General features: G+C 48.1%; 24 protein-coding genes, 2 tRNA genes, 1 pseudogene and 1 other annotated feature (1 of these 28 only partly in view). Of the genes and pseudogenes, 18 read left to right on the forward strand and 9 right to left on the reverse strand.

Annotated elements, in window-relative coordinates; translation table 11 throughout:
• The 14 genes and pseudogenes from guaB to AN963_RS18900 all read left to right on the forward strand — a co-directional run.
• On the forward strand, window positions 1-1035 hold the 3' portion of the coding sequence (gene guaB / locus AN963_RS18840) for an IMP dehydrogenase (RefSeq protein WP_055746024.1). 426 nt of this gene lie to the left of the window's left edge; the window shows 1035 of its 1461 coding nt (coding positions 427-1461); its start codon lies off the left edge, out of view; it ends in the stop codon at window positions 1033-1035.
• A 191-nt stretch (window positions 1036-1226) separates the two neighbouring features.
• Window positions 1227-2534, forward strand: a complete 1308-nt coding sequence (locus tag AN963_RS18845; protein ID WP_055746025.1) for a D-alanyl-D-alanine carboxypeptidase family protein — start codon at window positions 1227-1229, stop codon at window positions 2532-2534.
• Window positions 2535-2704: 170 nt separating this feature from the next.
• Entirely contained in the window at window positions 2705-3589 is an 885-nt protein-coding gene (gene pdxS, locus AN963_RS18850; protein ID WP_055746026.1) for a pyridoxal 5'-phosphate synthase lyase subunit PdxS, read from the forward strand.
• Window positions 3590-3599: 10 nt separating this feature from the next.
• A complete protein-coding gene (gene pdxT, locus AN963_RS18855) occupies window positions 3600-4175 on the forward strand; it encodes a pyridoxal 5'-phosphate synthase glutaminase subunit PdxT (RefSeq protein WP_055746027.1) in 576 nt (191 codons plus the stop codon).
• Between the two features lie 124 nt (window positions 4176-4299).
• Window positions 4300-4520 (forward strand) — a binding site (T-box leader).
• A 53-nt stretch (window positions 4521-4573) separates the two neighbouring features.
• Window positions 4574-5854 carry a serine--tRNA ligase gene (gene serS / locus AN963_RS18860; RefSeq protein WP_055746028.1) on the forward strand — a complete coding sequence of 427 codons (1281 nt, stop codon included), beginning with the start codon at window positions 4574-4576 and terminating at the stop codon, window positions 5852-5854.
• A 507-nt stretch (window positions 5855-6361) separates the two neighbouring features.
• Window positions 6362-7972 carry a malate synthase A gene (gene aceB, locus AN963_RS18865; protein ID WP_055746029.1) on the forward strand — a complete coding sequence of 537 codons (1611 nt, stop codon included), beginning with the start codon at window positions 6362-6364 and terminating at the stop codon, window positions 7970-7972.
• Between the two features lie 56 nt (window positions 7973-8028).
• Window positions 8029-9318 (forward strand): isocitrate lyase, encoded by a 1290-nt coding sequence (gene aceA / locus AN963_RS18870; RefSeq protein WP_055746030.1) that lies wholly within the window; start codon window positions 8029-8031, stop codon window positions 9316-9318.
• 178 nt (window positions 9319-9496) lie between these two features.
• Window positions 9497-9573: transfer RNA gene (locus tag AN963_RS18875), tRNA-Arg, on the forward strand.
• Between the two features lie 208 nt (window positions 9574-9781).
• The gene (locus tag AN963_RS18880; RefSeq protein WP_055746031.1) at window positions 9782-9985 is read left to right on the forward strand and encodes a hypothetical protein; all 204 of its coding nucleotides are present in this window, start codon (window positions 9782-9784) and stop codon (window positions 9983-9985) included.
• A 7-nt stretch (window positions 9986-9992) separates the two neighbouring features.
• Window positions 9993-10073, forward strand: a pseudogene (locus tag AN963_RS32385) (GNAT family N-acetyltransferase); the annotation flags it as partial.
• 184 nt (window positions 10074-10257) lie between these two features.
• Window positions 10258-11994, forward strand: a complete 1737-nt coding sequence (gene spoIIP, locus AN963_RS18885) for a stage II sporulation protein P (RefSeq protein ID WP_055746368.1) — start codon at window positions 10258-10260, stop codon at window positions 11992-11994.
• An 83-nt stretch (window positions 11995-12077) separates the two neighbouring features.
• Complete coding sequence (locus AN963_RS18890) at window positions 12078-12932, forward strand: pentapeptide repeat-containing protein (RefSeq protein WP_055746032.1); 855 nt, start codon at window positions 12078-12080, stop codon at window positions 12930-12932.
• 123 nt (window positions 12933-13055) lie between these two features.
• On the forward strand, window positions 13056-13481 hold the full coding sequence (locus tag AN963_RS18895; RefSeq protein WP_161827294.1) for a MarR family winged helix-turn-helix transcriptional regulator: 426 nt from the start codon (window positions 13056-13058) through the stop codon (window positions 13479-13481).
• Window positions 13482-13517: 36 nt separating this feature from the next.
• Entirely contained in the window at window positions 13518-14726 is a 1209-nt protein-coding gene (locus AN963_RS18900) for an MFS transporter (protein ID WP_055746034.1), read from the forward strand.
• A 106-nt stretch (window positions 14727-14832) separates the two neighbouring features.
• Here the strand turns inward: AN963_RS18900 and AN963_RS18905 are convergent, their stop codons facing one another.
• Window positions 14833-15243: a DoxX family protein gene (locus AN963_RS18905; protein WP_055746035.1), complete on the reverse strand. Its 411-nt coding sequence runs from the start codon at window positions 15241-15243 to the stop codon at window positions 14833-14835.
• Window positions 15244-15425: 182 nt separating this feature from the next.
• Between AN963_RS18905 and AN963_RS18910 the strand changes: the two genes are divergently transcribed.
• On the forward strand, window positions 15426-15788 hold the full coding sequence (locus AN963_RS18910) for a winged helix-turn-helix transcriptional regulator (RefSeq protein WP_055746036.1): 363 nt from the start codon (window positions 15426-15428) through the stop codon (window positions 15786-15788).
• A 110-nt stretch (window positions 15789-15898) separates the two neighbouring features.
• Here the strand turns inward: AN963_RS18910 and nagE are convergent, their stop codons facing one another.
• The 6 genes from nagE to AN963_RS18945 form a co-directional block, all read right to left on the reverse strand.
• On the reverse strand, window positions 15899-17338 hold the full coding sequence (nagE, locus tag AN963_RS18915) for an N-acetylglucosamine-specific PTS transporter subunit IIBC (RefSeq protein ID WP_055746037.1): 1440 nt from the start codon (window positions 17336-17338) through the stop codon (window positions 15899-15901).
• Window positions 17339-17493: 155 nt separating this feature from the next.
• The gene (ptsP, locus tag AN963_RS18920; RefSeq protein WP_055746038.1) at window positions 17494-19206 is read right to left on the reverse strand and encodes a phosphoenolpyruvate--protein phosphotransferase; all 1713 of its coding nucleotides are present in this window, start codon (window positions 19204-19206) and stop codon (window positions 17494-17496) included.
• A gap of 33 nt (window positions 19207-19239) precedes the next feature.
• On the reverse strand, window positions 19240-19503 hold the full coding sequence (locus AN963_RS18925) for an HPr family phosphocarrier protein (RefSeq protein WP_055746039.1): 264 nt from the start codon (window positions 19501-19503) through the stop codon (window positions 19240-19242).
• Between the two features lie 22 nt (window positions 19504-19525).
• Window positions 19526-20020 (reverse strand): PTS sugar transporter subunit IIA, encoded by a 495-nt coding sequence (locus AN963_RS18930; RefSeq protein WP_055746040.1) that lies wholly within the window; start codon window positions 20018-20020, stop codon window positions 19526-19528.
• 129 nt (window positions 20021-20149) lie between these two features.
• Window positions 20150-21004 carry a glucose PTS transporter transcription antiterminator GlcT gene (glcT, locus tag AN963_RS18935; RefSeq protein ID WP_055746041.1) on the reverse strand — a complete coding sequence of 285 codons (855 nt, stop codon included), beginning with the start codon at window positions 21002-21004 and terminating at the stop codon, window positions 20150-20152.
• 434 nt (window positions 21005-21438) lie between these two features.
• Window positions 21439-21936, reverse strand: coding sequence for a ribonuclease H-like YkuK family protein (locus tag AN963_RS18945; RefSeq protein ID WP_055746043.1), 498 nt, complete (start codon window positions 21934-21936; stop codon window positions 21439-21441).
• A 304-nt stretch (window positions 21937-22240) separates the two neighbouring features.
• Here AN963_RS18945 and AN963_RS18950 point away from each other — a divergent pair, with 304 nt between their 5' ends.
• Both AN963_RS18950 and tadA read left to right on the forward strand, forming a co-directional pair.
• Window positions 22241-22840 carry a nitroreductase family protein gene (locus AN963_RS18950; protein WP_055746044.1) on the forward strand — a complete coding sequence of 200 codons (600 nt, stop codon included), beginning with the start codon at window positions 22241-22243 and terminating at the stop codon, window positions 22838-22840.
• Entirely contained in the window at window positions 22840-23325 is a 486-nt protein-coding gene (tadA, locus tag AN963_RS18955; RefSeq protein WP_407922557.1) for a tRNA adenosine(34) deaminase TadA, read from the forward strand. The genes AN963_RS18950 and tadA overlap by 1 nt, the downstream gene beginning before the upstream one ends.
• Before the next feature lie 79 nt (window positions 23326-23404).
• Here the strand turns inward: tadA and AN963_RS18960 are convergent, their stop codons facing one another.
• Window positions 23405-24121 carry a pseudouridine synthase gene (locus AN963_RS18960; RefSeq protein WP_055746046.1) on the reverse strand — a complete coding sequence of 239 codons (717 nt, stop codon included), beginning with the start codon at window positions 24119-24121 and terminating at the stop codon, window positions 23405-23407.
• 178 nt (window positions 24122-24299) lie between these two features.
• Here AN963_RS18960 and AN963_RS18965 point away from each other — a divergent pair.
• Window positions 24300-24388, forward strand: a tRNA-Ser gene (locus AN963_RS18965).
• Between the two features lie 297 nt (window positions 24389-24685).
• Here AN963_RS18965 and AN963_RS18970 read toward each other — a convergent pair.
• Window positions 24686-25207 carry a hypothetical protein gene (locus tag AN963_RS18970; RefSeq protein WP_055746047.1) on the reverse strand — a complete coding sequence of 174 codons (522 nt, stop codon included), beginning with the start codon at window positions 25205-25207 and terminating at the stop codon, window positions 24686-24688.
• Window positions 25208-25217: the final 10 nt, after the last annotated feature.

The raw sequence follows: 25217 nt of genomic DNA on the forward strand, positions 1-25217 counted from the left end.
TTCGTGCACGACTTCTCCACCCCGATTCATGATGTAATGACAAAGGATGGTCTGGTGACTGCCCCAGTAGGGACAACCCTGCAACAAGCAGAAGCTATCCTGCAAAAGCATAAGATTGAAAAGCTTCCACTGGTGGACGAGCATAACATCCTGATGGGATTGATCACCATCAAGGATATTGAAAAAGCCATCCAGTATCCGAATGCAGCAAAAGACACACAGGGACGCTTATTGTGTGGTGCGGCAGTAGGAGTTTCCGGTGATACATTCGAACGCGCTGCAGCCTTGGTAAAATCCGGTGTGGATGTCCTGGTAGTTGATACTGCTCATGGCCATTCCAAAGGCGTAATCGATACGGTAAAAGAAATTAGAAAAGTATACCCGACCCTGACAATTGTCGCAGGAAACGTAGCGACTGGTGAAGCTACGCGCGATCTGATCGAAGCAGGGGCATCGGTAGTAAAAGTAGGGATTGGACCTGGTTCCATTTGTACAACCCGTGTAGTAGCTGGTATCGGGGTGCCGCAAATCACAGCGATTAACGACTGCGCCCGTGTAGCGCGAGAGTACAATATTCCAATTATTGCCGACGGGGGCATTAAATACTCCGGTGATTTGCCAAAAGCGATAGGAGCTGGCGCATCTGCCATTATGATCGGTAGCCTTTTTGCAGGAACGGAAGAAAGCCCAGGGGAATTTGAAATTTTCCAAGGTCGTCGTTTCAAGGTCTACCGCGGGATGGGTTCCATCGGTGCGATGAAAGCGGGAAGTAAAGATCGCTATTTCCAGGAAAACGAACAAAAGCTGGTTCCAGAAGGTATCGAAGGTCGTGTTCCTTACAAAGGGCCGTTGGCAGACGTTACGTTCCAAATGATCGGTGGTCTGCGTGCCGGTATGGGTTATTGCGGAGCGAAAACGATCGACGATTTGATCGAAAACTCCCAGTTTGTTCGCATCACAGGTGCTGGATTGCGTGAGAGTCATCCACATGACGTTCAAATCACCAAAGAAGCTCCAAACTACTCAATTTCCTAGGGAACCCTGTAGTTCACAGGACCTAAAACCCCCTTTCCTTCTAGTGAAAGGGGGTTTTTTCTAAGGTTTGCCATAGATTACAGGCCGAAACAAGCTTCAAGCGTGCCTATAAACTATGGTAAACTTAAAATGGTGTGTGCGTTTAGTAGGAAGACAAGATATCGACAGAAATGGGAGAGTGAGAGAATCTAATGAAACGAAAGACATGGACGAAGCGTTTGACAGGTCTGTTCCTTTCTGTCGCTGTATTTGCTACAGCAATGGGAGGAGCTGCGACAAAGGCCGATGCAGCACCTGCAGCCGATCTACAACTGGCAGCCAAATCTGCCATTCTCTTAGAGGCATCAACAGGTAAAATCCTGTATAGCATTAATCCTGACGTGCCATTGCCACCTGCTAGTATGAGTAAAATGATGTCCGAGTATCTGGTGCAAGAGGCCGTGAAGCAAAAGAAGATCACGTGGGACGAGCAAGTTCCCGTAAGTGAATACGCTTTTTATGTGGCGAAAATTTCTGATGCATCTGGCGTTTACTTGAATGCTGGTGAGTCTTTTAGTGTCAGAGAACTGTACAAGGCAATGGCTGTTGTATCGGCAAATGATGCGACTGTCCTGTTGGCGGAAAAAGTTGCCGGCAGTGAACCAAACTTTGTGCAAATGATGAACAAAAAAGCAAAAGAATTGGGTATGACCAATACGTCTTTTGTAACGTCTACTGGTTTGCCAGCGAATGAACTGGGTCCATACTCTGTACAAACGGACCAAGTAGAAAACCTGATGTCTGCTCGTGACTCCGCCATTTTGGCACGTGCTTTGATACGCGATTTCCCGGAAGCGATCGAGGTATCCAAAATTCCTCGCCTGACTTTCCGTGACGGTAAACCGAATGAGCTGAAGAAAGCAAACTACAACTGGATGCTGCCTGATCTGAACAACTACTATCCAGGGGCAGACGGTCTGAAAACAGGCTATACCAAAGCTGCTGGTTACTGCTTTACAGGAACAGCGACTCGTGACAACATGCGTGTCATTTCCGTTGTTATGGGTACCGACAATGAAACAAAACGTTTTGTGGAAACCAAAAAGCTGTTTGACTACGGGTTTAGCAACTTTAAACTCACGAAGCAAATGGACAAGGGCGCAACAATCAAAGGCTTTGAAACCGCACCTGTGAAAAACGGTGTAGAATTGACTGTCGGTGCTCAAGCGGGCAGTGAAGTAAACGTGCTTACCAAGATTGGTACGGAAGCGAAGTATACACCAACCGTGACCTTCCAAGAGCTAACGGCACCAATCAAGCAAGGTCAAGTCATCGGTAAGCTCGTCTTGAAAGAAGAGGGAGCAAAGGACAGCGATTACTTGCAACCGGAAGATGCAGCAAAAGCGGGCATTGACGTCGTAGCTAGCCAGGAAGTCGAAGAAGGTAGCTGGATCCGACTGTTCTTCCGTAGCATTATTCAGTTCTTTAGCAACCTGTTTAGCAGTGCTACAGGTAAGTAAATAAGCCAGTCCCCATCTCTACGCGAGGTGGGGATCTTTTTTTCTTTTTTCTGGATCGAAGAAATAAGGGTTGTTTTTTTCTACACCTTTCGTTTACAATGACCTTATCAACGAACCATAACACCACAGAACAGTTCTGGTTCTGACTTCGTGATATAGGGGGAATCGAAATGGTACAGGTAGGAACATCCCGCGTGAAAAAAGGTATGGCTGAAATGCAAAAGGGTGGCGTCATCATGGACGTTATCAATGCTGAACAAGCAAAGATTGCAGAGGCAGCCGGTGCAGTAGCGGTAATGGCACTGGAACGTGTACCATCTGACATTCGTGCAGCAGGTGGCGTAGCACGTATGGCTGATCTGGGCATCGTGGAAGAAGTGTTGAACGCTGTATCGATTCCTGTCATGGCAAAAGCACGTATTGGTCATTTCGTGGAAGCGCGTGTTCTGGAGTCCCTGGGTGTAGACTACCTCGATGAGAGTGAAGTATTGACCCCTGCGGACGATTTGTACCATATCAATAAAAAAGATTTCACTGTACCGTTTGTATGTGGCGCACGTGATCTGGGTGAAGCTCTGCGCCGTATCGGTGAAGGTGCATCCATGATCCGCACAAAAGGAGAGCCAGGGACCGGAAACATCGTAGAGGCAGTTCGCCATATGCGCACGATGATGGCTCAAATGCGTAAAGTTCAAGCAATGTCCTACGATGAACTGATGGCAGAAGCGAAAAATCTGGGGGCACCATATGAGCTTCTGGAACAAGTACACAAAACCGGTAAGCTGCCAGTCGTTAACTTTGCAGCAGGTGGTGTAGCCACTCCTGCAGATGCAGCGCTGATGATGCAACTGGGTTCCGATGGTGTATTCGTAGGCTCCGGAATCTTTAAATCAGAAAATCCTGAGAAATTTGCACGCGCGATTGTGGAAGCAACCACTCATTATGACGATTACGAACTGATCGCTCGCGTATCCAAAGGCTTGGGTAGTGCAATGACAGGTATCGAGATCTCCAAAATCCGTGAAGCGGACCGCATGCAAGATCGCGGCTGGTAAGGTGAGCGCTATGAAAATCGGTGTACTAGCTTTGCAAGGTGCGGTAGTGGAACACGTCCGAATGCTGGAAGAGGCAGGAGCGACAGCCGTTTCCGTGAAAAAAGTGGAAGAGTTGGACGACCTGGACGGTTTAGTCATTCCGGGCGGAGAAAGCACAACGATCAGCAAGCTCATGCATAAATACGGCTTCATAGAAGCGATTCGCGAATTTGGTGAAGCGAAGAAACCGATCTTCGGGACATGTGCAGGAGCGATCCTGTTGGCGAATCGGATCAACGGGCAAGACGATTTCCACCTTGGTCTGATGGACATCAAAGTAGAACGTAATGCATTTGGTCGTCAAAAGGATAGCTTTGAGGTCGAGATGCCTGTAGCGGGTGTGGCCGCTGATTATCCTGCTGTTTTCATCCGTGCTCCTTATGTGATGGAAGTAGGGGAAAATGGCCAGGTGTTGGCGAAATACGAAGAGAAGATCGTTGTTGCAAGAGATGGTCATTATTTGGCTGCAGCTTTTCACCCGGAATTAACTGATGATATCCGTTTGCACAAGTACTTCCTCGACATGGTGAAAGAATACCATAGTTAACGGATTATGAAACAAAACAAGACCGACATCGATGTGGTGTCGGTTTTTCTTTTGCGCAGACAGCCGCCCTTTACACAGGTATAGAACCTGTAGTACAGTTAACAATAGAAGCAAGAATGAATGAGAGAATGCGCTGATGAGAACAAGTACTTCGCAAGAGCCTGGCCTAGAGAGTCGGTGGTGGGTGCAAACCGATCCGGCGTGCGAAGGAATCCATCTCGGAGTGGCAAAGGATAAACTTTGTCCGGCACCGTCCCGTTATGACGGAAGAGTGGACAGATGCGAGTAGTACGGTGCATTTGTCAACGAGGGTGGCAACGCGGGTATACAACACTCGTCCCTTACCAGGGGACGGGTGTTTTTTGTTTTTTTGAAAATCGATTCGGAGGGATTCTCACATGTTGGACGTAAAAGTATTGCGTCAAGATCTGGAAGAAGTAAGACGTCGTTTAGCCCATCGCAATGAAGATATTTCGGCGTTGGATCAATTCGCTGAAGTGGATGAAAAAAGACGCCAGGTGATTCAGGAAGCTGACGCCTTAAAAAACAAACGGAATAATGTATCCGAGCAAGTAGCAGTAATGAAGCGCAATAAGGAAAATGCGGATCATTTGATTGCAGAAATGAAAGAAGTAAACGAGCGAATCAAAGTTCTCGATGAGGAGCTGCGCCAGCTGGATGAACAGCAAGAACTGATTTTGCTGAGCCTGCCTAACCTACCTCATGATAGTGTACCGATCGGGACTTCCGAGGACGAGAACGTAGTCGCCTGGACATGGGGAGAGCCACGGAACTTTGATTTTGAGGCAAAACCTCACTGGGATCTCGCTAGCCAAGCAGGTATCCTCGATTTTGAAGCAGCGGCAAAGGTAACGGGTAGCCGCTTTGTGTTCTACAAAGGGATGGGAGCTCGTCTGGAACGTGCCTTGATGAACTTCATGCTTGATCTGCATGCTAATCAACACGGCTATGAAGAGGTAATCCCACCTTATATCGTCAACCGTACGAGCATGACGGGAACCGGCCAATTGCCAAAGTTTGAAGAGGACGCGTTCAAGCTGGAAGGGCCTGATTACTTCCTGATCCCAACGGCTGAAGTTCCTGTGACCAACATGCATCGTGATGAAATCATGGATGGGGCAGACCTGCCTCGTTACTATGCAGCATACAGCGCTTGTTTCCGCTCGGAAGCGGGCTCGGCAGGCCGTGATACACGTGGATTGATTCGCCAGCACCAATTTAACAAAGTCGAGCTGGTTAAGTTCGCCAAGCCGGAAGATTCGTATGATGAGTTGGATAAACTGGTGAAAAATGCGGAGAAAGTACTGCAACTCTTGGGCTTGCCTTATCGTGTATTGAGCATGTGTACTGGAGATTTGGGCTTTACAGCTGCCAAGAAGTTTGACCTCGAAGTATGGATTCCGAGCAACAATATGTACCGGGAAATTTCGTCGTGCTCGAACTTCGAAGATTTTCAGGCTCGTCGTGCCAACATTCGTTTCCGCCGCGATACCAAGTCGAAGCCTGAATTCGTGCATACGCTGAATGGCTCGGGCCTCGCGATTGGTCGTACCGTCGCTGCTGTTTTGGAAAACTACCAAGAAGCAGACGGATCGATCATCATCCCAGAAGTACTTCGTCCGTATATGGGTGGAGTAGAAAAAATTTCGCCTAAATAAGAAGTACAAAAAAGACGTGCAGAACAGCTCTTGCTCCCTAGGGACAAGGGCTGTTTCTTTGTACTATCGTAAAAACTCATATTTAAGGTTGATAGTACAAGTGCAACTAAGAATTCGCCAGCGCCAAGGCTTCCAAGTTTTCTATTGTTGTAATACAGAAGGAAAAATTTAAAAAATGTGTGTTGCACTGTACTAATCTCTGTTATATAATAAAAACAAATCTTAAGAATATTGTTTTAATACAGATGTGGAGGGAATGGAAAATGGACTGCTACCGTTGCGAGGGAAACGGCGAACAATGTTGCACAAGATGTGGAGGAGTAGGTCACGACGAAAATGGGGCGGCTTGCCACAATTGTCTAGGCGATGGGCATGTCAGCTGCAGTCATTGCAGCGGCAGCGGATATCAGGAGTAAGACTATTTTTTTTGAACCTCCTGTACTATAATACGAATTTAAAAATGCGTCTGTATCATAATAACGTTTCTCTGATGGAGGAGGAGCTATTTTGACCACGATCCCTACTAATCCCTATCCTTTGGAATTGAGCATTACCGGAGAATTGCTCGACGACTATCGCGACATTCTTACACCAGAAGCGATCCAATTCATCATCAGGCTGGAACAGAAGTTTGGTGACAGACGCCAGCAACTGCTGGCCGAGCGACAAGAACGACAACTAAAAATTGACGCGGGACAGCTACCTGACTTTTTGCCAGAGACTGTAGAGATCCGCAAAAGTGATTGGACAGTAGCGCCCCTGCCAGCTGATTTGATGGATCGGCGTGTAGAAATCACCGGACCTTCTGGTGACCGCAAAATGGTCATCAATGCACTAAACTCAGGGGCGCGTCTTTTCATGGCAGACTTTGAGGATGCAAACTCACCAACGTGGGACAACACCATTCAAGGCCAGATCAACATGAAGGATGCCGTACGCCGGAATATCTCCTACTCCAGTCCTGAGGGGAAACAGTACTCACTGAATGAAAAGACAGCTGTACTAATCGTTCGCCCGCGCGGATGGCATTTGGAAGAGAAACACATCGCCTTAGATAACAAACCGATCTCAGGTAGCCTGCTCGACTTTGGTCTGTACTTTTACCACAATGTGCAGGCGTTGATGGCGAATGGTACAGCCCCCTATTTCTATCTTCCCAAGCTGGAAAGCCATCTTGAGGCACGCTTATGGAATGATGTATTCCTGTTTGCTCAGGATGAACTCCATATTCCTCGCGGCACGATCCGGGCAACGGTGTTGATAGAAACGATCTTAGCTGCTTTTGAAATGGACGAAATTTTGTACGAGTTGAGGGAGCATAGTGCTGGACTTAACTGTGGAAGATGGGATTACATCTTTAGCTACATTAAAAAGCTGCGCAATCAACCAGATGTCATTACACCAGACCGTGCTCAAGTGACGATGACGGTTCCATTTATGAAGGCCTACACGTCGTTGGCAGTAAAAACATGCCACAAGCGGCAAGCGCCATGCATCGGTGGGATGGCCGCACAAATTCCGGTCAAGAACGACCCGGTCAAAAATGAGGAAGCAATCGCCAAAGTACGCGCGGACAAAGAGCGTGAGGCGTACGACGGTCACGACGGCACATGGGTGGCACATCCTGGTTTGGTGCCAGTGGCAATGGAAGTATTTAACCGTTTAATGAGAGAGCCCAACCAGATCTGGTACAAACGTGAGGACGTGCAAGTAACGGCTAGCGATCTGTTGGCTGTACCAGCAGGGGTGATAACCGAGGAAGGCGTCCGCACGAATATCAGTGTCGGATTGCAATATGTAGAAGCTTGGCTGCGCGGCTCTGGTGCTGTACCCATCCACAATCTGATGGAGGACGCAGCGACCGCAGAAATATCTAGAGCACAGGTCTGGCAGTGGATGCGTCACCCGCGTGGAGTCTTACAGGATGGACGAAAGGTAACAGAGGCATTGGTGAAACAATGGTTGAGTGAGGAACTGCAAACATTGAAAACAACAATGGGTCTGGAGCGGTATGAGGAAAGCAAGTTTCCGTTGGCAGGAGGACTCTTTCTGCAATTGGTGATGGAAGATGAATTCGAAGACTTCCTGACCGTGCCTGGTTATCGCTATCTTTCATAATCGTAGGAAATCGTAAATTCTTATAAAAAAATAAAAATCGAGTGGGGGAAACGAAAATGAGCAAACAAAACAAGCAAGAAGCGATTCAACAGGTAGAGCAAAGCTGGCAAGCCGAGCGTTTTCAAGGAATTTCTCGTACGTATACTGCAGAAGACGTCGTCCGTCTACGTGGATCTGTTCAGGTAGAACATACGTTAGCGCGACTGGGTGCAGAGCGTTTGTGGCAGTTGCTCCATACTGAGCATCATATCAAGGCGTTGGGTGCACTAACCGGGAATCAGGCTATCCAGCAAGTAAAAGCGGGACTGAAGGCTATTTACTTGAGTGGCTGGCAAGTTGCGGCGGACGCCAATCTTTCCGGGCAAATGTATCCCGACCAAAGTCTCTATCCAGCAAACAGCGTCCCTCAAGTCGTAAAGCGCATCAACCAGGCACTCCAGCGCGCCGATCAAATCGATCAATCCGAAGGTGGTACCGATACTCATTGGTTCGCGCCGATCGTAGCTGACGCAGAAGCGGGATTTGGCGGCCCTCTGAATGTATTTGAATTGATGAAAGGAATGATTGAAGCGGGTGCAGCAGGTGTTCACTTTGAGGACCAGCTCGCTTCTGAGAAAAAATGCGGTCATATGGGTGGCAAGGTACTCATTCCGACCCAAGCAGCTGTTCGCAACCTGATCTCTGCTCGTTTCGCAGCGGATGTAATGGGAGTACCGACAATTATCGTGGCACGTACCGATGCGAATGGCGCTTTCCTCATTACCAGCGACATCGATGAACAAGATCAGCCATTCCTCACCGGAGAACGCACACCAGAAGGATTCTTCCGTCTACATGGTGGATTGGATGCAGCGATCGCTCGTGGTCTCGCGTATGCTCCGTACGCTGACCTGATCTGGTGCGAAACATCTGAGCCAAATCTGGAGGAAGCACGCCGTTTTGCCGAGGCGATCCATGAAAAATTCCCTGGAAAGCTACTGGCCTACAACTGCTCGCCTTCCTTCAATTGGAAGAAAAAGCTGGATGAAGAATCGATCGCACGCTTCCAGGATGAACTGGGTGAGCTGGGATACAAGTTCCAATTCGTTACGTTGGCAGGCTTCCACGCTCTGAACTACGGTATGTTTGAGCTGGCGAGAGGCTATCGTGATCGAGGTATGGCTGCTTACTCTGAGCTGCAGCAAGCAGAGTTTGGCAGCGAGGTCCATGGTTACACGGCTACTCGTCACCAACGTGAGGTGGGTACTGGGTACTTTGATGAGATCGCACAAGTCATTGCAGGGGGAACATCTTCTACGACGGCTCTCAGTGGGTCTACAGAGGAGGAGCAGTTTGCTCATCAGTAAGGGATAAAGATGCGGGAAGAGGACTAGGGAAGCGTCTCCTAGTCCTTTCTTTTTGTACGTTTCGGTACTCACAGGCACGGCTCGAGAGGCCTGTTTGTTTGCCAAAAGGAGGGTAACGGCATATAATAAGGTGGTAGGTGGGCAGCAGATTTAGGTGGCTTGTCCAGATCATATCTATGTCCTCGTAGCTCAGCAGGATAGAGCGTCAGTTTCCTAAACTGTAGGTCGGAGGTTCGAATCCTCTCGGGGACGCCATTGATGAAAAAGCCTTGATATATCAAGGCTTTTTTGTTTTTTATGGGTCTATCCATCATAGAAGATGACAGAGTAGTTGGGAGGCCCAAGGATGAATGACACCCTGGGCCTTTCCTAGTGTTTGTAGGATAGATTCATCCATCGATGTTTAAGCTCGCTTTCTTTTTCAAACTATACATAGAACCGGGCAACAAAGGAGGTATGCGGTTTGGCGGGCTACGTTCAGTATTTCCATGACATCATCACCTCGATTAACGAGCTCCCGAGCAAGTTGATGAGGATTGTTACTTTAATCAATGAACCCATTCAGAGCTTAACGAACACGCTGGTCGTGACTAATATTCTTTTGGGCTTGCTCTTTCTTACTTCCCTCGCGAATATCTACATGCTCTGGAGAAATGGCAAGAGGTGAGCCAGATCTTCATCGCATAGAAGCAGGGGTCATGCCGAATAACGCAGGCTCTATAAAAGTGCTGCTGAAATGTGGCTTTCACAAGGAGGAACAAGAGGAACAGGAATGAGATCGTAAGAGAAAAGGGTGAAGCCTGTCGCTTCATCCTTTTTTATGTCTTTGTACAAGCAAAAGATGTCGCACAATGAAGGAATATGTTGACGAGTCGAGAACTTTGTACTATAGGATGTATTTTCCAAAAAAAGAAGAGGAAGAGGAGGGGAATGAGGGTCTTGCTTGTACGTGTAAAAAACAGCTTGTTAGCTGTTTGCTTTCTACTATTGCTGATGCCCCCGTCATTTGCTGAAGCAGCCACCCATGTCGAGGTAGCAGTCGATCAGTTAAATATTCGCAGCGTTCCAGGAACAACCACCCAAATCGTCGGAACAGTCACGAAAGCTACACGACTGCCCATTCTGCAAGAACAAAAAGAGTGGACACAGGTGAAGCTCGCCAATGGAAAGACGGGTTGGATCAATAATAAGTATGTCAAAATGATTGAGGTTCCACAAATCAAATATGTAAAAAGCAATGTGGACATGCTGAATGTTCGGGCAGAACCGAATGCGACTGCCCAAATATTGCAGATTATCGATAAAAATGGCGTGTTTTTGCAAGTGAAAAAACAAGGGGATTGGGCGCAAATTAAGCTGTCTGACAAAGTAAGCGGCTGGGTAAATGTGCGCTTTTTGACGGAAACGGCAGCGCCTGCGCCAAAGCCAGTTCCAGCACCAGCACCAATGCCTGTACCAATCCCACAACCGGTTCCTATTCAGACGGTGCCAGAAGTTCCTTCCTATCCTTCTGATGCTGGTATTGGGGCGGGTACCATTGAATTAACAGAAGGCTATGATGTGTACACGGCTCCAGACTTTTTGGGCACAGTGATCGGACAAGTTAGCGCAGGTACCATTATCAACCATTACGGATATGCAGGCGGTTGGTATACGATTAACTATAACGGCACCTACGCCTACATTTATAAACCAATCGTACCGGAAGATCCAGGGCAGACACTGCCGATAGAAATACCCGTGACGACTACTCCAGATCCGGTACAACAAGAAGCGACGATTCGCGTGAAAAATGCGGATACCAATCTGAGGAGCGGTCCCGGAACAACATATCCGGTCGTGGGTAATGTACAGCCAGGTCAGATCTTCCCTATTGTACAAACAGAGGGAGACTGGTATGTAATCCGCATGCCTGACAATTCTACAGCATACATCGCCGGTTGGATCGTAGATCGCATTCAGCCAGTCAACACTTTGCCACCGAGCGGAGGAGACACATCAGGCGTAGGATACAACAACGGCATGATCGGGAATGAAAAGGTGTACATTTACTCTACGCATAACCGAGAGTCTTGGCGAAATATTGCGCGAAATACGCAAGGAAGCTCCGTGGATGACCCGGAAATCAATATCACGCTGGTTGGAAAACGCTTGGGTGAGCTGTTGCAAGGCAAAGGTATTGAGTCTATGGTAAATCAGGACGACTTTGCTCAGAAGCTGGCGGAGCAAAATAAAAGCTACTCGATGTCCTACACGGAATCGTACAAAGCCGTCATGGCAGCAGCGACAACGAGCCCTAACCTGAAATACATTTTCGACATCCATCGGGATAGTGATGAGCCACGCAGCAAGGTTGCCCTTACGTTGAATGGGAAGACGTATTCACGCGTTTTGTTTGTGATTGGAACTGCCAACCCGACCTATCTGGAAAACAAGAAGCTAGCGGAAAATCTGCATGCTCGCCTGGAAGCGACTTATCCTGGCTTGTCACGCGGAGTGATTCTGAAAGGGAAGAACGAAGGGAACGGCGTATACAATCAGTCTGTTTCCGAGGGAAGCCTGCTTTTGGAGTTCGGGGGAACCAACAATACGCTAGAGGAATGCTACAATACGGCAGAGGCTTTTGCGGACGTGTTCGTCAACTACATGCTGGAATCACAAATTGCATTTAAGTAAGAACGAAGAACCAGCACGATTCCTTTCGCCTACAGTGCGAGGGAGTCGTGTTTTTTCTGTAACTACGAAACTGGGAGGTCTACATGTCAGAGAATCATCCAAATAAAGAACCTTTCACGAATGAGGAGCGGCACCAGCTGCAAGGTGACTGCGAAAGCTGCTTTGGCTTGTGCTGTGTGGCACTGCCTTTTGCAGCTTCTTCTGACTTTGCCATCCATAAAGATGCCGGCAAGCCCTGTCGCAACTTACAATCTGACTTTCGGTGCAGCGTTCATACTAGCCTTAGAGAAATTGGCTTCCGAGGCTGCACGGTATATGACTGCTTTGGTGCGGGGCAAAAGGTTTCCCAAAGCACTTTTGAGGGACGCGACTGGCACCAGGCTCCGGAGTCGGCAAAGCAAATGTTTGATGTGTTTCCGATCATGTGGCAACTTCATGAGCTGCTCTGGTATTTGACGGAGGCACTGGCATTGGAATCAGCCAGTTCGATCCACGATTCTATCAGAGACGCCCTCGATGAGACGAAGAGACTCACTGATCTTAGCCCAGAAGCTCTCCTAAAGCTGGATATCGCCGTGCATCGATCAAGGGTCAATGAACTGCTCTTGCGGACGAGCGAACTCGTACGAGGAAAAGTCAGTCATCAGCAAAAAGGCAAGAAGACGTACGGCCGAGGAGCTGATCTTATCGGGGCAAAGCTCAAGGGAGCAGACCTCAGAGGGGCCAACTTGAGAGGAGCGTACCTAATTGCCGCTGATCTTCGAGGAGCTGATCTGCGGATGACGGACCTGATTGGGGCAGATTTCCGCGATACTGATCTGCGAGGAGCGGATCTGACCGAGTGCCTCTTTCTTACCCAAACCCAACTCAATGCTGCGAAAGGCGATGCTGACACGAAGCTTCCGCCGTCATTTACTCGCCCTCCGCACTGGAATTAACCCTTATCTCGCATAAGGGTCTTTCTTTTTTTATAAATTGATTCCAATTCATTACCTATGTTATTATTTTGTTGTTGCAACATATATGTTATGACATGTAATTTATGGGCAGGAGGGACCATTTTGAATCTAGATGATGCGGTAGGATTTTCGATAAATAACACGGGCCGCAGCTTAACGCGATTATTGACAAGCGAATTCAGTCATTTGGAAGTCACGCCTGAACAATGGTCGGTATTGAAACGTTTGGAGGAAGAAGACAGCATCACGATAAAGGAGCTGAGTAGAAGGGTAGGGAAAGACCAAGCTAACGTGACGAGAATATCAGATCTGCTGGAACGCAAAGGATATCTGATCCGAAAGCCAAATCCAGAAGATAAACGATCATCGTTGGTCTATCTGACAGAAGCAGGGAGAGAGATCACCAGCCAGCTGATCCCGATCGATGAAAAAGTCCATGAGATCGCGTTGCGAGGAATCTCTGAGCAGGAAATAGCGTTTCTGAAGCAAGTACTGTCAAAAATACGAGAGAACGTGAGCGCGGAATAGAGAGAGCTTGGTGCCGTGTGGATAGGAGAGATTCACTTGCAAAAGCAGCCCCTATGGACCAGGGACTTTATCAAGATTTGTTTGAGCAGTTTGTTTTTGTTTATTACGTATTACGCGCTTTTCGCAACATTGCCTGTCTATATCATGGATACGTTGCGTGGGGGCGAGCAGGAAGTAGGCTTGGCCTTAACAGCTTTTATTATTGCAGCCGTTATCGTTCGGCCAATAGCCGGAAAATGGGTAGATGAGCTGGGCAAGAAAAAGGTGGCCATCTTGGCGTCGGCTTTGTTTATGGTTTCTACTTTTACATATTTCGGAGTAATCAGCCTCTTCTTTCTACTGGCTCTACGTTTTGTGCACGGACTGAGCTTTGGTTTTGCCACTACTGCCATGGCTGCCATCGCTACAGATCTCGTTCCTGAAGAACGAAAAGGAGAAGGAATCGGCTACTATGCACTTTTCATGAATTTGGCCATGGTAATCGGTCCGTTTGTCGGCCTGATGATCATGGACAAGTACAGCTTCTCTGTATTGTGCATGCTGCTTTCCGTATTCGCTATTGTTTCCTTTGCATGTGGAGGCTTGACGAAGGTTCAGGAAGCTCAGGCAGCTGTGAAAAGGCAACATGGTAAGAAATTTCACTGGAAAAACTTCATTGAGCCAGGTGCTATGCCGATCTCGTTGACTGCCTGTCTCATGTCCTTTGCTTATAGTGGACTTCTAACTTTTATTCCTGTCTATGCAAAGGATATTGGAGCGTCAGAGGTATCCAGCTACTTTTTTGTTATTTATGCGATTATGATTGTATTGTCGCGTCCTTTTACCGGGAAGCTGTTTGACCGGCTGGGGGAGCATGTCGTGATCTATCCGAGCATCATTTTGTACGCCATTGGACTCGTGCTGCTCAGTCAGGCGCATGGTCCTGCCATGTTCCTCGTCGCCAGTGCGTTGATTGGCTTGGGCTATGGGAGCGTGTTTCCCAGCTTTCAAGCGATTGCGATCAAGTCATCTCCGACAGAGCGAAGAGGCTTGGCGACAGGTACCTACTATTTGTTGTTCGATCTAGGTATGGGGGTCGGATCGTTTGTGTTAGGGATCGTTGCTTCGTCCATGAATTTTAGCTCCATGTACATGATATCTTCTTTGATCGTTGCCTTTGCAGGTGTCGTTTATTACAGCCTGTATCATCGGGCGACCAGTAAAAAGCTGCGCAAGGAAAGTGAACGTCTGCAGTTTTCCGAGTGAGTGAAGGATAGTAGAGTTTCACCAAAACACGGTGGGGCTCTTTTTTGTAGAAAAAAAAGCGCTCGAAGCCACACACTTGTGGTGGAGAGCGCTTTTGAAAAGGATATTACGCGATGTTCTTTTTGCCAAAGAGAGCGCCATCCAGGCTGTATTTAGAGCTGCCACTGATAGCGAGAGAGAGCGTCATAGCCAGCAAAGCCAGATCCAGCTCATAGCCGGCGCCCGCTTGTCCACTCAAGAAGCCAATAGAGAGTTTAGCTGTAAGAATGGCACCTACCATGATAACCACCATAACGGCCGAAAAAAGGCGAGTACCCAAGCCCAAAATCAGTGCAATCCCACCGATGAGTTCAAGGAAAGCGACAAAGTACGCAATAAAAGCAGGAAGCCCCATTGTTCCAAAGAATCCGGCTACATTTCCCAAACCCATCTGGAACTTATCAATACCGTGGATGAGAAAAGTGAGACCAGCAATCAAACGTAAAACGAGAGCACTCCATTCAAAACGTGTAGACATGTATAAATACCTCCAAGAAGAAATTGATAGTAAGTAACAAGGTTACTTTTCGTTAGTTAGTGTATAATAATAAATGCGCTGGGTCAATGGTTGAAATTGTACAGTAATTGTCCAAATCCAATCATTCTTTTTGAAGGATTTACGAAAGAGCGTTATACTGAAAGAAGAATGAGGTGATTCCTATGAAACAGTCCTCTCTCTGTCCAAGATTTGAAAAAGGTATGCAGTTGCTAGGAAAACGATGGACAGGGCTAATCTTATATCAGTTGCTGGCGGGACCTCAGCGTTTCTGTGCGTTGGAAGGTGCTCTGCCTGTGAGCGGAAGGCTACTTTCTGAACGACTGAAAGATCTGGAGAAGGAAGGCCTTGTGCATCGACAAGTATATACGGATTCCGCTCCCGTTCGGGTGGAGTATTCTCTGACTGAAATGGGTCTTGCTCTGGAACCGGTGTTAAAAGGCATTGAGAATTGGGCCCAGACATGGATTGAATTAGATGCAGAAGAACCGGTAGGCTGTTGCGAAGAGAAAAGCTGTGATGAATAAAAAAAGCTGTGACCAATAAAAAAAGCGCCGGGATTACCCGACGCGTTCATAAATGAGCCCGGGACGGATAGACCGTTACCGGGCAACTTTTGTTTTGCTTGGCGTTTGCTTTACAGCTTCGTGATTTCGTCTTTCAAAAGCTCTGATTGAGTACCAAAGACTACCTGTACGCTACCTTTGCCGAGCTTCATGACACCAGCAGCACCGAGATCTTTCAAGCCTTTTTCATTCACGACCTTGTCGTCTTTGAGCACGAGGCGAAGACGAGTGATACACGCATCGACGTTGACGATGTTTTCTTTGCCGCCGATGAGGGTCAGTACTTTTTGTGCTTTTTCCTGCATGGTATTCGATCCTCCAGATGTGCTGACTTCTAGGTCGTCATCTTCGCGTCCTGGGGTCTTGATGTTCATTTTCACAATCAAGATACGGAACAGGAAGTAGTAAACGACTGCGAACGCTAGACCAATCGGAATGATCAGCCATGCATTGGTGGAAAGCGGGAAGTTCAGTCCGTAGTCGATCAAGCCAGCCGAGAAACCAAAGCCGTGCTTGATCCCCATCGCAGTCACAATATAACCGGATATACCCGTCAAGATCGCGTGAATGACATACAGCAAAGGTGCCGCAAACATGAACGCAAATTCGAGCGGTTCCGTAATCCCTGTCAGGAACGAGGCGAGAGCCGTACCGATAAACACAGATGCGATTGCTTTGCGCTTTTCCGGTTTCGCTGTGTGGATGATAGCGAAAGCAGCTGCAGGCAGTGCGAACATCATGATCGGGAAGAAGCCAGTCATAAACATACCAGCCGATTTGTCACCGGCAAAGAAACGATTCAGGTCACCGTGGACCACTTTTCCAGCTGCATCTGTAAAGTCACCGATTTGGAACCAAGCGATAGCATTTAGCACGTGGTGGAGACCAAACGGAATGAGCAAACGGTTGAAGAATCCAAACAACCCGGCACCCACAGCGCCTAGACCCACGATCCAGTTACCCATGCTGGTTAGAGCGTCCTGGATAGGACCCCAAACGATCCCGAAGAGCAATCCGATGATAACCATACTAAGCGAAGTGATGATGGGTACGAAACGCTTTCCGCCGAAGAAGCCTAGCCACTCGGGGAGCTTGATATTGTGGTAACGGTTGTAGCAGTAAGCAGCTACACCACCTGCGAGGATACCGCCGAGAACACCCATGTTCAGCTTCGCGTCGTCTGCGATAAAAGGCATAGCAGCAGGTACTTTGGACAGGACGGCAGTCAGTACCATGTAGGCGATCACAGCTGCCAAGGCGGCTACGGCGTCACCTGCCAGACCGATTGCAACACCGACGGCGAAAATCAAAGATAAGTTATCGAAAATAGCAGATCCGCCAGCGAGCAGGAAAGGCGCGATGTACTGGTTCAGGAAACCACCAACAGCTGATCCCAGGTGAAACTCGGTTTCGTAGTTGATGGCACCGAAGCGGAGCAAAAGCGCTGCGGCCGGCAACGTGGCGACTGGGAGCATCAGGGCTTTCCCAATCTTTTGCAGAAAGGCGAGCATAAGAAAAACCTCCTTGGAATGAGATGTATATCAGCAAGTCGTTCTCCGGATGAAAGGCAGAGGATGAGGGCACGAAGAATGGCCCGGAGATGACTATTCTGATCAATTATTTTGAAATCGCTTACAAGCGGGAGAGAAAAACAACAACAAAACAGTCAGTCTGCTTTGTTGTTCAGGAACGAGACGACGTCTTCCACGGTGGACAGAGTCAGGGCGTGGTCGGCTGTGCGTTTTGCCTGTTCCCTTGTGGTAGCGCGTATACGCTCTTTTACTTTCGGCATGACCGAGGCGGCGCCACTGAATTCATCCAGTCCCATCCCCAACAGCAACTCTGTCGCTAGAGGATCGCCAGCCATTTCCCCGCACAACCCGGTCCAAATACCGCCTCGGTGGGAAGCATCGATCACGTGGGAGATCAGGCGCAACACTGCAGGGTGATAGTAGCTGTACAAGTCAGCGATATGGGCATTCATACGGTCTACTGCCAAGGTGTATTGCACGAGATCATTCGTACCAATACTGAAGAATTGTACTTCTTTGGCAAAGGCATCGGCTTGGAGGCATGCCCCTGGGATTTCCATCATCATACCGATAGCGATGTTTTCATCAAAGGCTACGTCTTCAGCCCGTAGCTCCGTTTTCGTCTGTTCCAGGATGCTCTTGGCTTCTCGTAATTGCTCCAAATGAGAAATCATCGGGAACATGATCAGCAAGTGACCGTATGCACTGGCACGCAACAGAGCGCGCAGCTGTACGCGGAACAACTCAGGACGGGCGAGCGATATACGGATGGCCCGGAAACCGAGAAAAGGATTTTCTTCCTGATCCAGATCGAGAGCAGGCAAGTGCTTGTCGCCACCGACATCTAGGGTTCGGATGATGACAGGCTTTTCCCCAAAAGCGATGGCCACTCGTTTGTAGGCCTGGAATTGTTCTTCCTCATCTGGCAGTGTGCTACGGTCCATAAACAAAAACTCGGAACGGAACAATCCGATGCCTTCTACCCCGGATGCAACGAGTGCATCTGCTTCTTCCGGGACTGCCATGTTCGCCATCAGATGTACGCGATGACCATCGAGGGTCTCTGCTGGTAGATCTTTCATGGCTTCGTAGGCTTGGCGCTGAATTTGCTCTAGAGCCGCTTTTTCCTGATAACGGGTCAGCGCTTCACCATCAGGATCGGGGAAAAGCTCTCCGCTGGTTCCGTCGAGGATCAACATGGTGCCATATTCCACTTCGAAGAGAAGCTGTTCGCCTACGCCCATCACAGCAGGAATGCCCAGCGATCGGGCCAAAATCGCTGCATGGGAGGTTGCTCCGCCTTTTACCGTAGCGATCCCGCGAACGTGCTGGATCGGTAATTGCAACGTTTCAGATGGTGTTACATCCACTGCAACCAGTATGAAAGGCTCTTCAGGGAAGGACACAGACTGCTCATTCCCAGACAGATTGCGAATGATTCGGCGGCTCACATCGCGGATGTCGTCGGCACGCTCTCGCATGTATGCGTCATCCATGCTTTCAAACAGGGAGATGAATTGATCCGATACTTGTTGTACTGCCGCGGAGGCACTGAGAAGCTGGCTTTCAATCACGCTGTTCATTTCTCCCGCGAAGGCCGGATCGTCCAAAAAGGCAAGATGGGCAGAAAGGATAGCGGCTTTTTCCGAGCCAAGCGTATCTTCGGTCTGCTGTCTCAGTTGCTCTAGCTGGTCACGAGCTAACTCGATGCTTTGTGCGAGTCGTGCCTGCTCTGCTTTGATGTCGGATGAAGTGATCGCGGTCTCGTGGATGACAGGCTGCTCTTGGGACAATCGGACGATGGGAGCGATCGCGATGCCAGCAGATACGGGTATACCTTTTAACATGTGTAACTCACCGTCCTTCCTTTCGCGTGTGAATCAGCTCGCGAATTCTTGATGAAAAAGCTCACGGATTTCAGCCGCGACATGCTCTTCATCCGAGCCATCGACTTCGATAGTCAAATGGTCCCCTTGGGTGACACCCAGGGTCATGATGCCAAGAATGCTTTTCCCGTCCACCTTTTTCGCACCCTTGTTGAGCGTGATCTTGGACTGGAACTGCGACGTACGATTGACGAAGAGAGCTGCGGGACGAGCATGCAGCCCGCCCTCGACTGTAACGGTTACTTCAAATTGAATCATCAGGGACCTCCTGCTTGGTTGGCTATTTTAAAACGACGGTCATAAGTGGCTCTTGGCCTGCTTGCACATTGGCTTTGGCCACCACGTTCTTTTCCGCTACGACATCGCCGTTGGTAATCACAATAGGAGTAACGATCGGGCAACCGGATTCTTGCAGCGTGGCAAGATCAAACTGGATGAGCTTGTCACCGGCTTTGACTTGATCACCGACAGCTACAAAAGGAGTGAAGCCCTGTCCTTTCAATTTGACGGTATCAATCCCGATGTGCATGAGGATCTCCAGACCGGTATCACTAGTCAAACCAATAGCATGATGAGTGGGAAACAGGTGCGTCACTTTGGCATCCATCGGAGAGAGCAGGAGTCCCTCAGTTGGCTGAATCGCTACTCCATCACCCACGACATTTTGAGCAAAGACTGGATCTGGCACCTCAGATAGTGGCACGATCGTACCAGTCAGAGGGGCAAGGAAAGTGATTTCTTGTTGTTTTTTACGGGAAAACAAACTGCGTAGCATAAGTTCCTCCTTTTGCGTTGAACGAAAATAGGCATGAGCAGGTAAAGACACACGACATACTTACTATGTCCGTATGTTCTCACCGCTCATGCCTAGTCGAACTAGTAACACGCAGGATTTCATATTGATTTATTGTTGTAACAAACGAAAGACATGCATGGCCATATAGCCGATTTCGTCTTCAGGTACCGTCACTTCCAGACGAGACGAAATGTAGTCGGCAAGCTCAGAGGCCAGCTCGTAAGCTTCCGGGATCGTCGTTTTTACCCGATCCAGTAGAGGATTTTGAATAGATTTTTGCTGACGGATACGATCTACAGCAAATCGCAAATGAGTGATCAGACGAACGTAATCGACAGTACTTCGTTCGATGGTTTTGCCTGTTCGTTGCTCAATGATCGTGACCAATTCACTGATGATGTTGGCGAACTGGACAGCTTTGTTGACCGGTGTATAACTGATTGCGGAGTGTATATGCAGGGCCAGAAAGCCAATCTCGCTTTCAGGGATATCCAACGAAAACGCCTTTTTGATCATGTCCGCTGCCCGTTTCGCCAGCGCGTACTCTTTTGCATACAGCGACTGCACTTCAAACAAAAACGGATTGACGATCTCCATGCCATTCTTTAGTCGATAAATGGCAAACTGGATATGGTCAGGTAAGGCAACGTGCACATGCTCGTTTAATTGCGGGGTGATCTCGATAGCGATCAACGCAATGATTTCCTCCGCAATACCTACGACAGCGGGATCCACTTGGCTGAGAATGGTCTGATACTGCTTTTGATGACTCTCACTTTCCAATCGGAAGCGCTTCTCCACACGAGGATCAAGGGCAGGGATGGTGTTCCCGGGCTTTGCGCCAAATCCAATGCCTTTTCCGAACAGCACGATCTCCTGCTGGGAGTCAGGCTCTTCGACGAGTACGACGTTGTGGTTCAACACGCGAGTGATCGCATACACTTTTTCCTGTTCTCGGGACAACCAATTCCACCACCTTTAGAACCAAACGCGGTTACTTTACAAAAAAGAGCCGAAAAAACCTTTTTAGCACATAAAAAGATCTTCTCGGCTCATGCCTGCATAACCAGTAACACGCCTGTGTGAAAACGCTTCAATTGATTTATATCTTAGCTTACGATTTTCCGGTTGTCAATCACCCTGTACAAAGGGAAATTGCGGCTTTTATTGACAGGGAAGAGGGGAAGGTAGAAGTAAAATCGTGGAAAAATATACCTTTTTTACAGAAGGTGATGACATATGATTATCTCTATTTTGTGAGGAAGGAAGAAGATTTCTTGGCTGTTGAAATTACGTGGCTCTTCGGAACTGTACACACGGGCAGGAGTCCGCGAATGATTCACGAATAACAACAAACAAACTGACGGATCGGTAAGAGCATCCGCCAGCTTGTTCGGTCATTTCGTGAATTTGTCTGCAATCGTGGAAGCACAGAACGAATTCGGCTTGATTTCAGCCGGAAAATGATTGGTCTCTGCTAAGCTTAGCAAGGACTGGATAAACTTACGAGTAGGGCCGTTCATCCCGATGTCAAAATGCAGACGGATCGGCGTATCGTGCTGGCGGTCGCGAAGATACTGACGCACCTCCGTAGCGAGACCGACTGCGTACATAGCCTCCTGAAAAATACGCTGCTGCAGTGATGAATAACGCCGCTCCTGAAATTTGTGATAAAAGAAGGTGCCTCCGTGGCCAGGACGAATCACAGTAATGACCAGGGCAAAAAACGTTCCGCGGCTTTTTAGCTGTGAATCGGCTCCTACGATAATCTCAAACGGACCTGTCATTGACGAGATGGTTTGCTCGATGTGGGAGAACACATCCTCCTTGGCAAGCAGCCCTTTAGTCGGACTGTGAAAGCAATCAAACAGAGTATTTGCAGAGGTTAAGCCCACTCACATCCCTCCAGATAGAGGCAACTATAGTTTCCATACATGATCCGTACATCATTAATGTATGTAATCTCGCAGAGAGTATGTGAACAGGTAGGGACAAAAAACGTAACTAATCAATCATGTAGCGGAGTATTAGCATGAGAAAGTAGTTTGTCCAAAGCGATAATTCATGTGATGGATCAAAGGTGATTTTATGAAATAGTCGTACATAGGAAGAAAAACGATAATAAGAACATTGTTCTTTATTATAAAATGGGGTTCATATCCCTGATAAACCTTAACGAATTGCAGGAGGCTTACACACATGATGAATCAATATCTTCCTCAAGTAAAAGAAAATCGCGAAGCAGGTCACGACATCGATCCTGTTTTCTTGAATCGCTGGTCCCCACGCTCTTACAAGTCTGACGCTATTCCAGATGAAGTATTGTTTAGCCTGTTCGAGGCAGCGCGTTGGGCACCATCTGCGAGCAATGAGCAGCCATGGCGCTTTGTATTTGTCCGTACAGCGGAAGACAAGGAGCGTTTTTATCCGTTTATCGCGGAAGGAAACCGCGTATGGTGCGAAAAAGCTCCTGTACTGGTTCTCGTCATTTCGAAAACGATCAGCTCTCGCGACACGCATAACCGTGCCCATGCATTCGATGCAGGTACAGCATGGGGTTATCTGGCTCTAGAAGCGACTCGTCAGGGTCTTGTTACACACGCAATGGGCGGCTTTGACCCGGAGAAAGCGCGTGAAGTACTTGGAATTCCTGAGGGATACGAGCCACAAGCGGTTATTGCGGTCGGATACCAAGGAGCCAAAGAAGAGTTGAATGAAGTTTTGCAGGAGCGGGAAAAACCATCGGCCCGCCGCGATCTGTCTGAAACGGTATTTGAAGGTGTGTTTACAGCGAAGTGATCGAACAGGATTTGTATAAACACGAAGCGTTCATGAAGGCTGCTATGGAAGAAGCCGAAAAAGCTGCTGCGATCGGTGAAGTGCCCATCGGAGCTGTGATCGTTCGCGACGGGGAAATTGTGGGACGAGGCTACAATCTGCGGGAAACCCAAAAGGATCCGACGTTGCACGCGGAAATGATCGCGATTCGTGAAGCCAGCGAACGTTTAGGCGGATGGCGATTGATTGGCTGTACTCTTTATGTGACCTTGGAGCCATGTCCGATGTGTGCTGGGGCCATCGTCCAAAGCCGAGTCGAGCAGGTGGTGTACGGGGCTCGTGATCCCAAGGCAGGATGTGCAGGGACATTAATGAACCTGCTGGAAGAACCACGCTTTAACCATCAGGTCCCTGTCGTCGAAGGCGTTCTCGCAGAGGAGTGCGGGCAAATGCTAAAAGATTTCTTCCGCGCTCTGCGTCATAAGCGGCAACCAAAAGAGAACTGATTTTTGCAGCATACAAACAAACCGCCCGGAAATAGCGTGGTGCTATCGGGCGGTTTGTGATTTTATTCTGAAGTTATTTTTATCTATGGTTTTGAAGCATGTCCAGCTCTTCTTCGGTCAATTCGCGATATTCACCAGGCTTGAGGTCTGTGTCCAGATGGAGAGGGCCCATACGTATACGCTGTAAATACGTCACGTGAAGGTCAAAAGCGGCAAACATGCGTTTTACCTGATGGAACTTCCCTTCCATAATGGTGACGCGAATCTCAGAGGTGTCACCGGAAGAGAGGATTTCTAGCTTGGCAGGTAGGGTTGTGAAGTCCTCGAGTTCTACCCCTTTGGCAAATTCCTGAACATGGTGTTCCGTGACCCGGCCATCAATTCGAGCAAAGTATTCCTTGTCGACTTTCTTCTTTGGAGAAAGCAGGCTGTGGGACAGCTGTCCGTCGTTCGTCAACAGCAGGAGTCCTTCGGTGTCGATATCGAGCCGTCCTACGGGATGTACTTTAATCGCCCATTCATAAGGCAAGAGATCCACGACAGTCTCGTGCACATTGTCTTCTGTCGCTGATACAACTCCAGGTGGCTTGTTCATCAGGACATAGACCCAACGCTTGAAGTTCAGTGGTTCTCCGTCCACCACGATGTCCTGTTCGTCTGCCACGACATGCATGCCGGGATCTGTAGCGACGATGCCCTCGACTACGACCAACCCCTGTTTGACCAGGACCTTCACTTCCTTGCGCGTGCCCAGTCCCATATTGGCTAGTACTTTATCCAAACGTTCACGTTTCATGTATGTTCCTCACTTTTCTTCTTCTATATAAAACAAAACGGTCCAACCCGTTTTGGTATATGGTTATTAGTTTGGCCTAATGCAGCTCGCAAATCAAGAGGAACACAGAGGATTGAGTCTTGCAATTTTGTCATGTATTTGCTATAGTTAGTAATGTTTCTGACCAAACATTTATCATGGAGAGATACCCAAGTGGTCATAAGGGGACGCACTCGAAATGCGTTAGGCGTCGTGAGGCGTGCGTGGGTTCGAATCCCACTCTCTCCGCTTACAGAAAAAGCATGATTTTGCCTTAGTGGCAGAGTTGTGCTTTTTTTATTTTTCCCATCAAAATAACAAAACAAGCTGCCATCGCGATATTTCTCGATGACAGCTTGTCTTTTTTAAGCTCTGATTATTTCGCAGGAGTGGCTGCGATTCTCAGTTGTTCGTTTTGTTTCAGCAGATTGGAGAAAGTAAAGGGCTTGCGATCCTTCTTAAAACTAGGCAACATAGGTACCATGTCTATCGCTCCTTTCGCAAATGTTATTTTATGTAAATCATAACATTGGGGTGAAAAAATAGTCAATTAGACATATTCGCTCGATTCAAATAAGACAGAAGTAACTGAAATTCGGTAGAAAAGATATTTTCAATGCCGTTGTACCCTTCTCGCTTGCCGATCGGTTGCGCAAATTTAGCATACAATCGATTTAAATAAGCATTTTCTTCTAGTGCGCAAAACTGAAAGAGTTTGATGGCCTGACTCTCCTCGGCGATCTGATTGACCAAGTAACGAAATCCCTGTAGGAAAATGCGACTGCTTCGAAATTGCTCTGCGATAATGACCGAATTCACAAAAGCAATCTCACCAGTAGAGTCATCTTGATAATCGGCGTTGTAATAATGGTAATGGACCCACCCAATCATGTTATCCAAGTGATCTTCTACCAGGATAATCCGGGAGTTTTGGATCGTTTCCAGAATGTGAACCAATGTGTCGTTCAAGGAAAATTGCGAATGGAACTCTTTTCGGTGGCGGATAAAGTATAGGGCGAATTGTGCGTAATCTTCATCGCTCACACATCGTCTGAATTTACCTATCATCAGCATTCAC

This window comes from Brevibacillus choshinensis (assembly GCF_001420695.1).
In the GTDB taxonomy this organism is placed as follows: Bacteria; Bacillota; Bacilli; order Brevibacillales; family Brevibacillaceae; genus Brevibacillus; species Brevibacillus choshinensis.

What these genes read in the sequence shown, in the direction of transcription:
- pdxT (WP_055746027.1), top strand. Translation starts at nt 3,600, where the DNA reads ATGAAAATCGGTGTACTAGCTTTGCAAGGTGCGGTAGTGGAACACGTC.
- serS (WP_055746028.1), top strand. Translation starts at nt 4,574, where the DNA reads ATGTTGGACGTAAAAGTATTGCGTCAAGATCTGGAAGAAGTAAGACGT.
- aceA (WP_055746030.1), top strand. Translation starts at nt 8,029, where the DNA reads ATGAGCAAACAAAACAAGCAAGAAGCGATTCAACAGGTAGAGCAAAGC.
- nagE (WP_055746037.1), bottom strand. Translation starts at nt 17,338, where the DNA reads ATGCTCGCCTTTCTGCAAAAGATTGGGAAAGCCCTGATGCTCCCAGTC.
- ptsP (WP_055746038.1), bottom strand. Translation starts at nt 19,206, where the DNA reads ATGTTAAAAGGTATACCCGTATCTGCTGGCATCGCGATCGCTCCCATC.
- AN963_RS18905 (WP_055746035.1), bottom strand. Translation starts at nt 15,243, where the DNA reads ATGTCTACACGTTTTGAATGGAGTGCTCTCGTTTTACGTTTGATTGCT.
- AN963_RS18845 (WP_055746025.1), top strand. Translation starts at nt 1,227, where the DNA reads ATGAAACGAAAGACATGGACGAAGCGTTTGACAGGTCTGTTCCTTTCT.
- AN963_RS18925 (WP_055746039.1), bottom strand. Translation starts at nt 19,503, where the DNA reads ATGATTCAATTTGAAGTAACCGTTACAGTCGAGGGCGGGCTGCATGCT.
- AN963_RS18950 (WP_055746044.1), top strand. Translation starts at nt 22,241, where the DNA reads ATGATGAATCAATATCTTCCTCAAGTAAAAGAAAATCGCGAAGCAGGT.
- AN963_RS18890 (WP_055746032.1), top strand. Translation starts at nt 12,078, where the DNA reads ATGTCAGAGAATCATCCAAATAAAGAACCTTTCACGAATGAGGAGCGG.
- AN963_RS18960 (WP_055746046.1), bottom strand. Translation starts at nt 24,121, where the DNA reads ATGAAACGTGAACGTTTGGATAAAGTACTAGCCAATATGGGACTGGGC.
- AN963_RS18930 (WP_055746040.1), bottom strand. Translation starts at nt 20,020, where the DNA reads ATGCTACGCAGTTTGTTTTCCCGTAAAAAACAACAAGAAATCACTTTC.
- AN963_RS18910 (WP_055746036.1), top strand. Translation starts at nt 15,426, where the DNA reads ATGAAACAGTCCTCTCTCTGTCCAAGATTTGAAAAAGGTATGCAGTTG.
- AN963_RS18970 (WP_055746047.1), bottom strand. Translation starts at nt 25,207, where the DNA reads ATGATAGGTAAATTCAGACGATGTGTGAGCGATGAAGATTACGCACAA.
- pdxS (WP_055746026.1), top strand. Translation starts at nt 2,705, where the DNA reads ATGGTACAGGTAGGAACATCCCGCGTGAAAAAAGGTATGGCTGAAATG.